This is a genomic window from Gardnerella sp. DNF01189, from assembly GCF_049244195.1.
Lineage (GTDB): Bacteria > Actinomycetota > Actinomycetes > Actinomycetales > Bifidobacteriaceae > Bifidobacterium > Bifidobacterium swidsinskii.
Genome location: NZ_CP058385.1, coordinates 491,906 through 508,313, shown reverse-complemented (window position 1 = coordinate 508,313; position 16,408 = coordinate 491,906). Strand labels below are relative to the sequence as shown.

Sequence of the window (16,408 nt, the reverse complement as noted above, 5' to 3'; positions counted from 1 at the left end):
CTGTAATGTATGAGTTTTTTGCGATTGGCGTTAGCGCAGATAGATACCTGCGTTGGGAACATTGATAGCAACGTTGAAAAAGTTTTGAAGTATGCTGCGCGCGCAAAGCAGTCGGGTGCTCGCATGGTTGTGTTTCCTGAGATGACTTTGACTGGGTATCCTATTGAAGACCTCGCCTTGCGTGCCACGTTCCGCACAACTGCACAAAAAGCTGCAGACTTGCTTGCAACAAAACTTGCGGAAGAAGGCTTGGGGGAGCTTTACGTAGTAGTTGGAACTGTTGGCTTTGACGAGTCTGCTGGAAAGCCTCGAAACAGGCTTCTCGTATTGCATGAAGGTAAATCTGTGTTGCAATACGACAAGCATTTCTTGCCAAATTATGGTGTTTTTGACGAGTTTCGTATTTTCTCTTCTGGCAATAAGTGTGAGCTGCTGGAAGTAGATGGAATGCGTCTAGGTTTTGCTATTTGCGAAGATATTTGGCAAGACGGCGGTCCTGTTGCGCGTTTGGCAAAACTTGGTATCGATGCGCTAATAACTATGAACGGTTCTCCATATGAGGAAGGTAAAACTCATGTGCGCTTGAGTTTGGCTCAAAAGCGCGCTGTTGAAGTCAATGCGCCAGTCGTATATGTGAACCAAGTCGGCGGCCAAGATGATTTGGTTTTTGACGGTGGAAGTTTTGTTGTTGATGCTGACGGAACTTTACTTGAACGCTCGGCAATGTTTGATGAAGATTTGTCGTTTGTTGATTTTGATAACTCGCTGAAAAAGCAGAAAGTTTCAAGCATTGCTCCAAAACTTGACGCAGACGAAGAAGTGTATTGTGCGTGTGTTGTAGGTCTTAGAGATTACATGCGTAAGAATGGTTTTAAGGGTGTGTGCTTAGGACTTTCTGGAGGAATTGATTCTGCTTTAGTAGCTACTATGGCTGCCGATGCTTGCGGTGGAGCAAATGTGTATGGCATTTCTATGCCAAGCATGTACTCTTCGGACGGTTCTAAAGACGATGCGCGCGATTTAGCAGAGCGAATTGGCGCTCACTATGATGTGCAACCAATTGAACCGCTTTTTAAAGCTTTCCAATCGCAACTTTCATTAGAAGGTGTTGCAGCAGAAAACTTGCAAGCTCGCGTTCGTGGCGTAATCGTAATGGCTTACTCGAATTCGCGCGGTGTTTTGGCGCTCGCAACTGGTAATAAATCGGAGCTTGCTTGCGGATATTCTACTATCTATGGCGATGCGGTAGGAGGGTATGCTCCTATTAAGGATTTGTTTAAGACGCGCGTTTGGGCACTTTCTCGTTGGAGGAATCGCGCTGCGAATGCTGGAGTAGGCATTGGTATGCTGCCAATTGTTGGATATGAGGATTCTGAGCAAACAGAAGTTACGAAAGCGAAAGCTCCGCAAGATGGTGTGCTTATTCCGGTTAATTCTATTATTAAGCCTCCGAGTGCAGAGTTGCGTCCAGGGCAAAAGGATTCTGATTCTTTACCTGAGTACGATTTGCTTGATCGTGTTTTAGAGGCTCATATTGAGCTTGCTCATGGTAGAGCGGATTTGCTTGAAGATGGTTTTGACGAGCATACTGTTGACACGGTTATGCGTTTAGTTGATCGCGCAGAATGGAAGCGCAGGCAGTATCCGCTTGGACCAAAAGTAAGTGCTATTGCTTTTGGCAGGGATCGCAGAATGCCTGTTACCACAGCTTTTCGTGAATAAATGTGATATATTTCACTAGATTTTTTGCAAAACTACTCGTGTATGCGTTTACTTATGCTCTAACATTGTTATTAAGGCAGCGTGAAGATGCGTTGCGGGTACAAAAGGAGTCTAAACATGACATCAGTTGATGCGCCAGTTCTCAGTGAAGAGGATCTTCGTACCGAAGCGTGGAATGGTTTTACTGACGGCAATTGGAAGAAAGACATTGACGTACGCGACTTTATAATAAAGAACTATACGCCATATGAAGGTGACGAAAGTTTCTTGGCAAATGCCACTGAAAAAACGAAGCACATGTGGAAGTATCTCGACGACAACTACTTAGCTGTTGAACGTGAGCGTCGTGTTTATGATGTTGAAACTCATATCCCAGCAGGTATTGACGCAATGCCAGCAGGCTACATTGAAAGCCCAGAAGTAGATAACGTAATCGTCGGTTTGCAAACTGATGAGCCTTGCAAGCGCGCTATGATGCCAAACGGCGGTTGGCGCATGGTTGAGCAAGCTATTAAAGAAGCTGGCAAGGAAGTAGATCCTCAAATCAAGAAGATTTTCACCGTCTACCGTAAGACTCATAACGATGGCGTGTTTGGCGTTTACACCAAGAATATTAAGATTGCTCGCCACAACAAGATTTTGACCGGTTTGCCAGATGCTTACGGCCGCGGTCGTATTATTGGCGATTATCGTCGTGTTGCTCTTTACGGCGTGAACATGCTTATTGAGTTTAAGAAGCGCGACAAGGATTCGATTCCATACCGTAACGATTTTACCGAGACCGAAATTGAGCATTGGATTCGCTTCCGCGAAGAGCATGACGAGCAGATTAAGGCTTTGAAGCAGCTTATTAACTTGGGTAACGAGTACGGTTTGGATTTGACTCGTCCAGCTAAGACCGCTAAGGAAGCTGTTCAGTGGACTTACATGGGCTATCTTGCTTCTGTTAAGAGCCAGGATGGCGCTGCAATGAGCTTCGGTCGCGTTTCCGCATTCTTCGATTGCTACTTTGAGCGCGATTTGAAGGCAGGTTTAATTAACGAAACCGACGCTCAGGAAATTATTGACGCTCTTGTTATGAAGCTTCGTATTGTGCGCTTCTTGCGTACTAAGGATTACGACGCAATCTTCTCTGGTGATCCTTACTGGGCAACTTGGTCCGATGCAGGCTTCAGCGAGGATGGCCGCACTTTCGTAACCAAGACTTCGTTCCGTTTGCTCAACACTTTGACTCTTGAGCATTTGGGACCTGGTCCTGAGCCAAATATCACTATTTTCTGGGATCCAAAGCTTCCAGAAGCTTATAAGCGTTTCTGCGCACGAATTTCTATCGACACTTCTGCAATCCAGTACGAGTCCGATAAAGACATTCGTGAGCACTGGGGTGACGACGCTGCTATTGCTTGCTGCGTTTCTCCAATGCGCGTCGGTAAGCAAATGCAGTTCTTCGCAGCTCGCGTGAACTCTGCAAAAGCTTTGCTTTACGCTATTAACGGCGGCCGCGATGAAATGACCGGCATGCAAGTTATCGATAAGGGTGTTATTGACCCAATCAAGCCAGAAGCTGACGGCACTCTCGACTACGAGAAGGTTAAGGCTAACTACGAGAAGGCTTTGGAATGGCTTTCCGAGACTTATATTGAGGCTTTGAATATCATCCACTACATGCACGATAAGTACGCTTACGAGTCCATCGAAATGGCTTTGCATGATAGGGAAGTCTACCGTACGCTTGGTTGCGGCATGTCCGGCTTGTCTATTGCTGCAGATTCCTTGGCTGCTTTGAAGTATGCAAAGGTTTACCCAATCTACAACAAGGATGCTAAGACCACTGAAGGTCACGAGTACGAGTACATCGAGGGCGGCGACGACGACTTAATCGTTGGCTACAAGACTGTTGGCGAGTTCCCAGTTTACGGTAACGACGACGATCGTGCAGACGACTTAGCAAAGTGGGTTGTAAGCACTGTTATGGGTCAGGTAAAGCGTTTGCCTGTGTACCGTAATGCTGTTCCAACTCAGTCCATCTTGACTATTACTTCTAACGTTGAGTATGGCAAGAACACTGGTTCCTTCCCATCCGGTCACAAGAAGGGCACTCCGTACGCTCCAGGCGCAAACCCAGAAAACGGCATGGATTCGCACGGTATGCTTCCTTCGATGTTCTCCGTTGGAAAGATTGATTACGATGATGCTCTTGACGGCATTTCGCTTACGAACACCATTACTCCTGACGGTTTGGGTCGTGACGAAGACGAGCGCATCAGCAACTTGGTTGGCATTTTGGATGCTGGCAACGGTCACGGCTTGTACCACGCAAACATCAACGTGTTGCGTAAGGAACAGCTTGAAGATGCTGTTGAGCACCCAGAAAAGTATCCGCATTTGACGGTTCGAGTTTCCGGCTACGCAGTGAACTTTGTAAAGCTCACTAAGGAGCAGCAGCTCGACGTTATTTCTCGTACATTCCACCAGGGTTCAGTTACTGACTGATTTGGTTGATTAGTAAACACCGCCGGGAGCGAGGCTAGTTTCGCTCCCGGCTTTTGTTAATTGCGTATATTATTTATTATTTATTTATAAATAGTTTGGAGGGCAGTTAGATGGCTGAAAACACAGCGTTTCGTACCACAACTCAGCATATGTTGAAGGAGTCAAAAGAGTATGCTCGCCAAACTTTAATGGGTGGACTTTCTGGATTTGAGTCGCCAATTGGGCTGGATCGTAAAGATCGCTTAGTTGCTCTTAAAACTGGCGATATTGGATTTGTGCATTCGTGGGATATCAATACTTCTGTTGATGGTCCTGGAACTCGTATGACGGTGTTTATGAGCGGTTGCCCACTTCGTTGCCAGTATTGCCAAAATCCTGATACTTGGAAAATGCGTGACGGCAAGCCAGTCTATTTGGATGCAATGATTAAAAAAGTTGACCGCTATCAAAGTCTTTTTAAAGCAACAGGTGGAGGAATCACATTTTCTGGCGGCGAGTCCATGATGCAGCCAGCTTTTGTATCTAGAGTATTTCGCGCTGCAAAAGAGATGGGCGTTCATACTTGCTTAGATACTTCGGGCTTTTTGAATCGCAATTATACAGATGAAATGATTGACGACATTGATCTTTGCTTGCTTGACGTTAAATCAGGAACTGAAGAAACGTATAAAAAAGTAACCGGCGGCTTGCTACAGCCAACTATTGACTTTGGTCAGCGCTTGGCGAAAGCTGGTAAGAAGATTTGGGTGCGTTTTGTGCTTGTTCCAGATTTGACTTCCAGTGAAGAAAACGTTGAAAAAGTTGCCGAGATTTGCGATTCGTTTGGTGATGCTGTTGAGCATATTGACGTGCTTGGATTCCATCAACTAGGACGTCCAAAGTGGCATGAGCTTAGGATTCCATATCCTCTTGAGAATCAAAAAGGGCCTTCTAGAGCACTTAAAGAACGAGTTGTAAACCAGTTCAAAGATCACGGTTTTGTTGTGTACTAGACTGCGTTTAGATTGCATTTAGACTGCATTTAAATTGCGTCAAAAATGTAACTGTAATTTAGGCAATCTTTGCGTATCGTATTGTTTTTTGAAGGATTTTTGTATAATTATACAAATACTCTTTTTTAGAGAAAGGATACGCAATGAAGCGCAGAATAGGTTGTTGGATTGCATTAGCTTTTACATTAGCGTTAGCTGTTTTTGTGCGGTGTAACGATCAGTTTGGTTTTGCTACAGCGCTTACTATTTTCGTTATTTTGCCAATAATTTTATTGCCAATAAACATTGTTGCATCGTTTGATGAGAAACTTCTTATTGAAGTGCCAATAATATCTATTGTTATAGCTGTTGTTACAGAACTTGTCACTTTTCCAATAGTCAACTTTTCGGATTTAGGTTTACATGCTGGCTACGTTGTTCCAACAGTTTTAGCTTCGGTAGTCGCATTTACTCTTACTAGATTCCTTAAAACTAGGCTTGTTAAGCGCATAAATGACGAAGTAGCAAACAATAAAACAGATTGATTATTTAATTGATTATTTATTTGATTTTTTATTTTTGAATAGTCGTAGTTGTGTGCGAAAGTTGAAGCCGTGTTAAAGATGCATAATCTGTAACACGGCTTAAATATTTTTTACGGATATTTTGCAAAAAGTACAGAATAAGTTGCAAAAAGCGTAAGAATTTGGGTAAAGCATGCAATCGGGAGGCGTACTTGAACGAGGAACCAAAGCTTTTAAAAGAGCCTAGAGAAGGAGTTCCAGAAGTCATTGATACGCTTGAAGCATATAAAGATTATTGCAGCTTGTTGGCGGCAGGCTCCGGTCCTTTAGCTGCAGACGCTGAGCGAGCTTCCGGTTTTCGCTACAGTCATGAAGATTGGTTGATTCAGTTCAAACGCAAGGGTGCAGGAATTGGATTATTAGATCCTATAGAACTTACAAAACTTGGAGCTGATTGGAACGAATTTAACAAGGCAGTAGGGGATGTGCCTTGGATTATTCACGATTCGATGCAAGATTTGCCAGGATTTTTCAATATTGGTTTGCGCCCACTTGCATTATTTGATACCGAAATCGCAGCTAAATTACTTGGCAGAAAGCGCTTTGGTTTAAGCTCTGTAACTGAATATTATTTGGGTCTTACTCTTGCAAAAGAACATTCTGCAGCAGATTGGTCTTACCGCCCACTTCCTAGAGATTGGCGAAATTACGCAGCTTTAGATGTTGAATTACTTATTGAGCTAGAAGAAGTAATGCGCGTCGAACTTAAAAAGCAAGGTAAACTTTCTTGGGCGGAAGAAGAATTTAAACACTTACTTAGTAAGGGTGCACAAAAGAAAGCTCCGCATCCACGTCCATGGCTTAAAATATCGCATATTAGCGTACTTATGCACGATCGTGTTGGTTTAGTTATTGCGAAAGCATTGTGGCAAAAGCGAGATGCTTTAGCGCGTGAATATGATATTGCGCCAACTCTGCTACTTTCTGACGCTGCGATTATTGAAGCTGGTAAGCGTAAACCTAGTAATGCGCGTGCGTTTCGTGCTATTCGTTCTTTGAATGAGCGAGTGCGAATGCACACTGGCAGTGAGCAAGACAAAATGTTCGAGCGTTACGCTCCAATTCAGCGCAAAGTTAAACCATCTATTTGGAAAAACGTTATAGAGAATGCTATTTTGCGCGCAAAATCTGGTGAAACGGCTATGGATGATGTGCATCCAGTATTACCGAATGGAGCTATTCAACTTAATTCGCGCGAATCTCGTAAAACGAACGTACTTAAGTCAACAGATACTGACGAGTCGCAAGGTTCTAATGATTGTCAGGATTGCCATGATTTATCGGATTCGCAGTACTTGCAGGATATGCAAGATTCCCAAAGCGCTCCTAGATCTATGAAATATTGGCGAGAACATCACCCTAAGCGTTACGAGCGTTTACAAAGAGTAAAAGCTGAGTTAAATCAAATTTCTGAATACACTCATACTCCTGCAGAAATTATTATCAAACCACAGATTATTCGTAATCTTTGCTGGCATGATGATGCGCAAGATATTGATGTTAAAACATTCTTAAGTGAGCATGGTGCTCGCGAATGGCAAACCCGATTGGTAGCTGAGTCCGTAACTCGCGCTATCATGTAACGGTTGTGCCATACGGCAGAAGCTAGAAAAAACGTAATTTCAGGAGCGCAAGCGTGAAAATCAGCGTCAGGAATCTTGAGCCAACTAAAGTTAAGCTCACCATTACCGCAGATCTCGAAGACTTCAAGCCATTCTTGGAAGAAGCTCGTAAGGAGATTGCTAAGCAAATTAACGTGCCAGGTTTCCGTAAGGGACATGTGCCAGGCAAGATTGTAGATCAGCGCGTCGGTTTCGCAGCTGTTGCCGGCGAAGCCGTAAATTCCGCTGTACCAGAGCTTTATTCCAAGGCTTTGGAAGAAAAGAAGATTCGCCCAATGGATCAGCCAGAATTTGACGTTCAGGAAGTTCCAACGTCGACTGATGCAGATGCAAGTCTTAAGTTTGTAGCGACAGTTGAGCGTCGTCCAGATTTCAAGTTGAACAAGTTCAAGGGCGTTGAGATTGAAGTTGAGAAGCCAAAGGTTTCCGACAAGGATGTCAAGGAGCGCTTGGAAAGCCTCCGTCAGCGTTTTGCTACTTTGGTTGGTGTTGACCGTCCTGCAGCTAAGGGTGATTACACTAACATTGATTTGGAAGCTCGTATCGATGACGAAGTAGTTGATGCGCAAGAGGGCGTAAGCTACGAAATCGGTTCCGGTGTGTTGCTTGACGGTTTGGATGAGGCTTTGGATAGCCTTTCTGCCGGTGAAGAAACCACCTTTGAAGGTACTCTCGAGTCCGGCAAGCATAAGGGCGAGAAGGCTCAGATCAAGGTTAAGGTTAATTCCGTAAAGACTCAGGAATTGCCAGAGCTTGATGATGATTTTGCTCAGGAAGCTTCTGAGTTTGATACTTTGAAGGATTTGAAGGCAGATATTCGCAAGGCTTGCGAGCAGGCTGCTGAAGGTCGTCAGGCAACTAATGCCCGTGACGCATTCCTTGTTAAGCTTCAGGAAGAAGTTGAAATTCCTGTGCCAAAGGGCGTTTTGGACAAGGCTGTTTCAGAGCATTTGAAGGGCATGACCCCTGATCCTGAAAAAGCTACCAAGAAGCAGAAGGATGAAGCTCAGCAGGCTGCTGAGAAGGAACTTCGCGACCAGATGGTTCTTGACGCTTTGGCTGAACAGATGGATGTGACTGTTTCCCAGGCTGACGTCACCAACTTCTTGGTTTCTGTTGCTCAGCAGTACGGCATGGATCCAAACCAGTTCATTAACGCAATCGTTAATAACGGTCAGCTTGGTTCTGCTGTGCAGGAAGTTGCTCGTTCTAAGGGCTTGCTTGCTGGTATGCGTGCTGTAAAGTTCGTTTCTGGCGGAGAAGCTCTTGACTTGAGTGCATTCTTGTCTGAGGATGATGACGAAGACGAAAGCGTGAAGGCTGCTTCTGCTGCTGCAGAAGTTGCTGACGAACTTTCTAAGTAGTATTTTTCAAGCAAGAAAAAAAGTTTATACTTTCTCATATTTGCTAAAAACCCAGGGCTTTTGCTCTGGGTTTTTGTGTTGTTGTTATACTTTAAAGAAAGTGAAAAACAAGTAAGATGAAAAACAAATAACATAAGGAAGGCTGCTGCTAATGGAAAAACGCAATTTGCAAATAGTAGGCAGTAAAAAACTTTGTAAGTGTTTGAGCTATGTTTTTACATGTTTACGATTAAGTCTTATTGCTTTTTTTGTTGCAGTTATGGCTGGGGTTGGTGCAATATTATTAACTCTGTTACTACATGCTGTGCAAAACGTAATGTTCGGATTTTCAGAATCTGCTCTTAAACCTTCGCCAGTTGGATTGCCAGTATTGCACTACGTTGCTGTTGTATTAATTGTCATATCTGTTGCTGCAATTATTTGGATGTGGTTATGGACAAAATCTTCTAATCGTATTGTCGATATAGCTCATGCTGTTCGTGGTCAATCAATGCCATGGCATACAACGATTATCCATGTATGTTTACAAATTTTTATAGTTGCTTCTGGCGCAAGTTTAGGTAGGGAAGTTGCGCCTCGAGAATTGGCTGCAATGCTTACTCAGAAGTTACTCTGCTTTATCCGAGTCAGTGAATTTCAAGCTCGCGTTTTGGTTGCAAGTGCTGCTGGTGCTGGTTTAGCTGGAGTTTATCGCGCTCCAATAGCGGGTGCGATTATGACGCTAGGTTTGGTTGCAATTCCACGTTTTTCTCATGACTCGAAATCTTCTTTAAAGCGTTTGAAATGGTATTGGTTTATACAAAAATTTAGTATTTTTGCTATTGCGTTATGTATAAGTGAAATTGCATCATTGACTACTATTTTTGTGCTTGGGTATGAGCCTTACTATTGTTTGTCAAGTCTTGATGACATCCATATTGTCAATACGACTGTGTTGCTGCTTGCAATTATAGTTGGCATTCCTTGTGGTATTGTTGGCACTCTTTTCCATAAGATGATTCGTTGGGCTCGCTCTAAGTGTGCTCGCAATTACCAAATTTTATATTTTTTGCCATTAATGGGCTTAGTAACAGGATTAGTTGCATCATGGAATCCAGCCATTATGGGCAATGGTCGAGCTTTAGCGCAATACGCATATAACATTGCAAAAACAAGTATTGCAATTGACAAAAACTCTTTGGTAACTTTGCTTCTACTGGTTGTTGTAAAAATAATTTTAACAAGTTGCACTCTTCGAGCTGGCGCAAGTGGTGGTGTGCTTCAGCCGAGTATGTCGTCTGGAGCTTGCGTAGGGCTGATTATAGGTTTTATAAGTATGAACATTCCAGTTGTTGGTGGCATGTTATCAAGTCAGCCCAAAATATTGGTAATAGCTGCTATTTTTGGTGCTGCAAGTCTGCTAACTGCAAGTCGAAAGTCATTGTGGTTTGCGCTTTTTTTGGTAGCACAATTAGTGAATTTGCCTATGATTATGATTATTCCAATGGTTGTTTCTTGTGCTGTATCTAGAAGCATAACGATGATACCAAAATTTTTAGCCGCAAATAATGTTTAAATTTTTTTAGTATAGAAAATACAATATATGCAAAATAAATGCGCCTATGCTAGTTCAGTATTAGCAAAGGCGCATTTGTTATTAGTAAATATTTTTTAGTTATGTTGGTTATTTTAGTTATTTTTTAATTAATTATTAGAACTGAATTCTTTATCTGCAATAAAAGTTCCATCATCGTTTGAGAAGGAGAAATGTATGCGCACTGGTGCAATAATTTTTTCTTTCATTTCATCCGATGCTGATTGTGGCATCAAGTTCGAGAGGCTATCGCCGTATGTTTGCATTCCAGTCTTTAACGCTGTAATTTCTAAATCAGATAGGTGCTTTTTGAACTTTGCATTTATATTGAGCTGATCACCTTTAGTGGCAAACGTTATGTTGAATGGTGAGCTGCTAGTGGCATCATTAAATCCATTAGTGAGTTTTTTAGCTTCTTCTGAATGGCAATGTACGTATTCTTCAATATTTGCGCTTTTAGGTGCAGAGCAATTGTAATGTGGCTTAAGATTAGTTGAATTGTAATGTGGTTTTGAAATTACGTAGCCACCTACTGCAACTATTGCTACTACTATGACAACAATAAGCCAAGTGTATTTTGACTTATGAGCACTTGTATTTGTTGCATTTGGATAAGCGTTTGCAGGATAGTTGTTGACTGGTTGTTGATTATTCTGATATACGTTTGGTTGGTAACCATTATTTAGATTTACATTATTAGGGTAATTGTTGTTCTGGTATCCGTTATTTGGGTATCCGTTATTTGGGTATACGTTGTTTTGATACTCATTGTTTTCATAACCATTGTTTGGGTATCCGTTATTTGGATTTACATTATTTGGGTATGTATTATTTTGGTAACCATTATTTGGATACTCGTTATTTGGCATCGGAGCAGGCGAGTAGTTGTTATCTGGCAATTGGTTAGAATCCATAATTACTCCTTATAATGAATTGATAATCCGATAAAAATATACTCAATAATGCATACTAGTGTAGGATAATAAGTAAAAATTACATCTGTTGATATGAATAAAATTCTAGAAATTTGGTGTAAAACATTCAATTCAAATCATATTCGCAATATTTTCTATGTGGTCATGCGCACAAGGTAGTGTAGAAATAATTACGTGGTAACAAGGAGATATAGTGACTGAGCTTTTTACAGCTTCTCCTGTGATGGAACAGGCTGAAGCGTCTACATCAACTGATTCTATTTTTAATCGATTGCTAAAAGATCGCATTATTTGGTTGGGATCTGAAGTAAAAGACGAGAATGCCAATGTTATTTGCGCACAAATGTTAATGCTTGCTGCGGAAGACCCTAAGAAGGATATTTGGCTGTATATTAATTCGCCTGGAGGTTCAATTACTGCTGGTATGGCAATTTACGATACTATGCAATTAATTGAGCCAGATGTTGCGACTATTGCTGTTGGCATGGCTGCATCTATGGGTCAGTTCTTGCTTAGTTCTGGCACTCCTGGTAAGCGTTATATTACCTCGCATGCGCGTGTGCTTATGCATCAACCTTCTGGCGGTGTCGGTGGTACTGCTACAGATGTACGAATTAATGCAGAGCTTATTATGGATATGAAAAAAACGCTTTCTGAATTGACTGCAAAGCAGACTGGTCATACGGTAGAGGAAATTTACCGAGATAATGAATACGATCACTGGTTTACAGCTCAGCAAGCTTTGGAGTATGGTTTCGTAGATAAGATTGTGACCACTCCTGCTTCTATGCGCGGTGAGGAGTAATTATGGCAAGTGAAGAAGCAAAGTTTGTTGCGCGTGCCGAGCGTTTAGCTGGTTTTGGCGGTGTTACTTCTGCTCAGCGCATTACTAATCGTTACGTATTGCCTCAGTTTGGCGAGCAAACTCCATACGGCATGAAAACTCAGGATCCTTACACTAAGTTGTTTGAAGATCGCATTATTTTCATGGGTGTGCAAGTAGATGACACTTCTGCTGATGACATTATGGCTCAGTTGCTTGTTTTAGAGAGCATGGATTCTGATCGCGATGTGATGATGTACATTAATTCACCTGGTGGTTCGATGACTGCTATGACTGCGATTTATGACACCATGCAGTACATTAATCCAGATGTTCAAACTGTTTGCTTGGGTCAGGCTGCTTCTGCTGCTGCTATTATTCTTGCTGCTGGAGCTGCTGGTAAGCGCATGATTTTACCAAATGCGCGTGTGCTTATTCATCAGCCTGCAATGGGCCAAGATTTTGGTAAAGCTACTGAAATTGAGCTTCAGGCTAAGGAAATGTTGCGTTTGCGTTCTTGGTTAGAATCAACGCTTGCAAAACATACTGGTCAAGATATTGAGCGTATTCGTAAAGATATTGAAGTTGATACTATTTTGACTGCTTCAGAAGCCAAAGCTTATGGAATGGTTGACGAAGTGCTTGAGCGTAGAGCATAATTCAATCTTTACAACTTAGCGGATATTTATCAATATCAGTATTTTTAACAACAAACCCCGGTCGACACGCCGGGGTTTGTGTTTTAGTGCAGATGGTTGTATATTAGTCAAGTTGCCGGAAACAAGGACATGGTTCTTGAGGCTGGAAACATGCGCCAGTAGCCCAACGGATTAGAGCATCTGACTACGGATCAGAAGGTTGCAGGTTCGAATCCTGTCTGGCGCACAAACAAAACGCGAAGCTTTTGCTCCGCGTTTTTTTATTCGTATGCAACTAGCTCGGTTTATGCCTCTCAGTTATACTTGAAAGTGCGAATCACATATTTTGCACTATAAAACGTTATAAACGCTATAAATGCTATAAATGCATTTAGTGGAGGAAATATTTACAATATGATACGACGCAGTTGGAGAATAGCTTGCAATATTGCAAATAATGAGCGAATTTCTGGATTAATTATGCTTGGTTTTGCTCTTACTGGCTTATTGCTTGCAAACATTCCTTTAACAGCGCCAATATTTGAAGCCATATCGCATACTCATGTAGGCATTCCGTGGACGAATATACATATGTCAATTGGTCATTGGGTGCAAGACGGCGTGCTTACTATTTTCTTCCTGTCAGTTGGCTTAGATTTAAAACACGAACTTATTGCTGGTTCGCTTTCTGATCCTCGTGCAGCTGCAATGCCAATGATTTGTGCTGTTGGTGGAATGATTGTACCTCCTTTACTGTTTGTTGCTACGGTAACTGTATTTTCTGAATTGCATGCCGGGCAGGAGATTATGCGTCTTACTTCTGGCGCTTTACCTTCGCTTGATATGGTTCGTGACGGGTGGGCAATACCTACGGCAACGGATATAGCTTTCTCTCTTGCTGTTCTTGCTTTATTTGCAAAAACTTTGCCACATGCTTTGCGCGCATTTCTTATGACTCTTGCTACAGTAGACGATTTGCTTGGAATAGCACTTATTGCTGTGTTCTTCTCGTCTCTTAACGCATGGTATTGGTTTGCTGGAGTAGTTGCTTGTGGTTTGGTTTGGACTACTTTAGTGCGTTTAAAGCGTGTTCCGTGGCCGTTGGTTGTAATAGTAGGAATTATGGCATGGATTATGATGTATGAAGCTGGTGTGCATCCAACTTTAGCTGGAGTAATGGTGGGTTTGCTAACTCCGGCGCATTTAGTTCATGGTGAACAAACGCTTCGGGCTGAACGCTATCGTGAAAAAATTCAGCCTGTTTCTGCGTTATTGGCTCTTCCAATTTTCGCTCTTTTCGCTACAGGAGTGCATTTTGAAACATTGACTTGGGAGTTGTTCTTCTCGCCAATTTTGATTGCCATCACTATTGCTCTTGTTGTTGGTAAACCTGTTGGAATTATGGTAACTGCTTGGATATCAAAGCGTGTTCTGGGCTTGAAAGTTCCTGATGGTCTTCGAGTAGTAGACTTAATGCCTACAGCATGTGCGTGTGGAATTGGTTTCACTGTTTCTCTTCTTATTGCTTCTCTTGCGTATTCTGACGCAGATTTGTCTGCTGAAGCACGTTTTGGAGTTCTTGTTGCTTCTATTATTGCTGCAGGAGTTTCTGGATTCTTACTTTCTATGCAATCAAAGCATATGGAAGAAGAATTAGATGAAGTTGAAGACTAATTTCAATTATATTCTTAACATCTTTGCAAGTAAGTTTCTAATGGAGAAATCATGTTTAATAGTAAAGAAGATTTTTCAGTAGATGTTCCACCTTGGAATAACACGTATCATCGTGGTTCTGTTGTGATGCGCGGTTCTATGATTCCTAAGGAGAGCACTACAGAGACGCTTCTTCGTAACGATAACAATCAGCAGCTTGTTTCTGGAGTTGGTGTAGAAGTAGATAAAAGATGGGATTGGCGTAGTGCGGATCCGTGGCGTGCGCTTCGTATTCAAGCTGAGTTTGTTGATGGTTTTGACGCGCTTGCATCGTTAGGTAAAGCTGTTAGTATTTTTGGTTCTGCTCGAATAAAAGAAAACGATCCCGAGTATTCTTTAGCGCGCACTATGGGCTCAGAGCTTGCAAAACGTGGTTTTGCTGTTATTACAGGTGGCGGTCCTGGAATTATGGAAGCTGCAAACCGTGGAGCTGCAGAAGCTGGTGGTACGTCTGTAGGATTGGGGATTGAGCTTCCTCATGAGCAGGGTTTGAATAAATGGATTAATCTTGGCATGCAATTTCGGTATTTTTTCGTGCGTAAAACAATGTTTATGAAGTATTCTTCTGGAATTATTGTGTGCCCTGGCGGTTTTGGCACAATGGATGAAATGTTTGAAGCTTTGACTTTAGTGCAAACGCATAAGGTTGCGCGCGTGCCTGTTGTTCTTTTCGGTACTTCGTACTGGAATGGTTTGATTGACTGGCTGAAGTCTACAGTAACTCAACGAGGTTTTATTTCTTCGCTCGATCCGCACTTGTTTGCTGTTACAGACGACCCAATAGAGGCGGTGCGCATAGCATCTGGAATTGAATAATCTAAGAGTTTTTGCGCTCGTTTACAAGCGTTGTAAGCTGCCAAATTTCTTCGCCAATATCAATTCCGCGAGGGCATTGTCTTGAACATGCTCTAACTGACTGGCATGCGCTAATACCGTCACTGCTGTCTATTAGATCAAGACGATGCTCTGTTGCGTTGTCTCTGGAATCGTAAATAAAACGAGCCGCGTTAACCAATGCTGCAGGCCCAATAAAGGCTTCTCCGCCTGCATAAATTGGGCAAATTCCTTCGCAAGCACCGCACATAATGCAATTGCTCAAAAGCTCAAATTTTTTAAGTTCCTCAGGATGTTGCAAAAACTCAATAAGCTGGAGTTTCCCTTCAGTATTTCTCGTAGAAACGTTAGATGCTTGCAAATAAGGTTCTAAGCGTTTTATTTGCGAAATCATAGGCGAAATATCGCAAATAAGATCTCGCTGAACTGCAAATCCTGAAAGTGGAGCAAGCTCAATAATACCAAAAGTGCCATTTTGCAAAGTGGTAGTTTCTTTAGATTTTTGCTTTAAAGTTGGCGATTTTGCCGGCTGTGAGGAGCTGCTTGTAGTGCCAGTTTTTCTAAAGCCTCGAGATTGCACGCTATCTGTGCTTTCAGGACGTGCGTTTGCGCCAATAGTTGCACTGCATAGTAAGGTTGGCATGCCATTTACGTTTGCAGCGTCAGAACCGCAAACGCCGTGACCGCATGAGTAGCGGAAAGCTAAAGTTGGGTCGATTGTGCGTTTAATAGCTAGTAAACAGTCAAGAATAGTGTCAGTAGAATGAACGCGTAAACTGTAATCTTGAACCCAATGCTTACCTTGAATTCGTTTTGGAGAAGATTCGTAAGATTCGGAAGATTCACTGGATTCACTAGATATTCTGGATTCACTAGATTCTGAAGAATTGTTTATGTTATTTTCTGAAGAATCTAGTTTTGCGAAAGGATTACTGCGCTTCCTGCGCGCAAAAGGACTTTCTCTGCGCTTGTGCTCCGTCTGTTTACTGTTTGAATTATCTTCAGATTTATCAAATGGAGTAAAACGTGAAATACGCAAAGTAACAAGCGCAGTGTTATCACCAAGCTCATTACTCATTGCAAACCTCCAATACGTACTGTTCTAGTTTGCCACAATACTTGCACAGAAACATTTT

General features: G+C 42.3%; 12 protein-coding genes, 1 tRNA gene and 1 pseudogene. 12 read left to right on the top strand and 2 right to left on the bottom strand.

What is annotated here, in order from left to right; genetic code table 11:
* The first annotated feature begins 9 nt into the window (after positions 1 to 9).
* From HXT41_RS02115 to HXT41_RS02085, 7 genes are all read left to right on the top strand, one after another.
* Positions 10 to 1,722, top strand: coding sequence for an NAD+ synthase (locus tag HXT41_RS02115; RefSeq protein ID WP_004108689.1), 1,713 nt, complete (start codon positions 10 to 12; stop codon positions 1,720 to 1,722).
* 117 nt (positions 1,723 to 1,839) lie between these two features.
* On the top strand, positions 1,840 to 4,215 hold the full coding sequence (gene pflB / locus HXT41_RS02110; protein ID WP_004108690.1) for a formate C-acetyltransferase: 2,376 nt from the start codon (positions 1,840 to 1,842) through the stop codon (positions 4,213 to 4,215).
* A gap of 110 nt (positions 4,216 to 4,325) precedes the next feature.
* Entirely contained in the window at positions 4,326 to 5,207 is an 882-nt protein-coding gene (gene pflA, locus HXT41_RS02105; RefSeq protein WP_064621742.1) for a pyruvate formate-lyase-activating protein, read from the top strand.
* Positions 5,208 to 5,350: 143 nt separating this feature from the next.
* Positions 5,351 to 5,731 carry a hypothetical protein gene (locus HXT41_RS02100; protein WP_116994693.1) on the top strand — a complete coding sequence of 127 codons (381 nt, stop codon included), beginning with the start codon at positions 5,351 to 5,353 and terminating at the stop codon, positions 5,729 to 5,731.
* Between the two features lie 191 nt (positions 5,732 to 5,922).
* On the top strand, positions 5,923 to 7,353 hold the full coding sequence (locus tag HXT41_RS02095; protein ID WP_064622074.1) for an HRDC domain-containing protein: 1,431 nt from the start codon (positions 5,923 to 5,925) through the stop codon (positions 7,351 to 7,353).
* A 53-nt stretch (positions 7,354 to 7,406) separates the two neighbouring features.
* A complete protein-coding gene (gene tig, locus HXT41_RS02090) occupies positions 7,407 to 8,756 on the top strand; it encodes a trigger factor (RefSeq protein ID WP_012914242.1) in 1,350 nt (449 codons plus the stop codon).
* A gap of 259 nt (positions 8,757 to 9,015) precedes the next feature.
* Positions 9,016 to 10,311 (top strand): chloride channel protein, encoded by a 1,296-nt coding sequence (locus tag HXT41_RS02085; protein ID WP_231875303.1) that lies wholly within the window; start codon positions 9,016 to 9,018, stop codon positions 10,309 to 10,311.
* Positions 10,312 to 10,439: 128 nt separating this feature from the next.
* On the opposite strand, the gene HXT41_RS02080 is transcribed toward HXT41_RS02085, so the two are convergent.
* Complete coding sequence (locus HXT41_RS02080) at positions 10,440 to 11,243, bottom strand: hypothetical protein (RefSeq protein WP_064621629.1); 804 nt, start codon at positions 11,241 to 11,243, stop codon at positions 10,440 to 10,442.
* 214 nt (positions 11,244 to 11,457) lie between these two features.
* Between HXT41_RS02080 and HXT41_RS02075 the strand changes: the two genes are divergently transcribed.
* The 5 genes and pseudogenes from HXT41_RS02075 (at position 11,458) to HXT41_RS02055 (ending at position 15,254) form a co-directional block, all read left to right on the top strand.
* Positions 11,458 to 12,069 carry an ATP-dependent Clp protease proteolytic subunit gene (locus tag HXT41_RS02075; RefSeq protein ID WP_004108703.1) on the top strand — a complete coding sequence of 204 codons (612 nt, stop codon included), beginning with the start codon at positions 11,458 to 11,460 and terminating at the stop codon, positions 12,067 to 12,069.
* A 2-nt stretch (positions 12,070 to 12,071) separates the two neighbouring features.
* On the top strand, positions 12,072 to 12,746 hold the full coding sequence (locus HXT41_RS02070) for an ATP-dependent Clp protease proteolytic subunit (protein ID WP_004108705.1): 675 nt from the start codon (positions 12,072 to 12,074) through the stop codon (positions 12,744 to 12,746).
* 152 nt (positions 12,747 to 12,898) lie between these two features.
* Positions 12,899 to 12,972 (top strand) — tRNA-Arg (locus HXT41_RS02065).
* A 167-nt stretch (positions 12,973 to 13,139) separates the two neighbouring features.
* Positions 13,140 to 14,378 (top strand): annotated as a pseudogene (locus tag HXT41_RS02060) (Na+/H+ antiporter NhaA); the annotation flags it as partial.
* A 72-nt stretch (positions 14,379 to 14,450) separates the two neighbouring features.
* Positions 14,451 to 15,254 carry a TIGR00730 family Rossman fold protein gene (locus tag HXT41_RS02055; RefSeq protein WP_103013855.1) on the top strand — a complete coding sequence of 268 codons (804 nt, stop codon included), beginning with the start codon at positions 14,451 to 14,453 and terminating at the stop codon, positions 15,252 to 15,254.
* A gap of 1 nt (position 15,255) precedes the next feature.
* On the opposite strand, the gene HXT41_RS02050 is transcribed toward HXT41_RS02055, so the two are convergent.
* Positions 15,256 to 16,350, bottom strand: a complete 1,095-nt coding sequence (locus HXT41_RS02050; RefSeq protein ID WP_103013856.1) for a succinate dehydrogenase/fumarate reductase iron-sulfur subunit — start codon at positions 16,348 to 16,350, stop codon at positions 15,256 to 15,258.
* Positions 16,351 to 16,408: the final 58 nt, after the last annotated feature.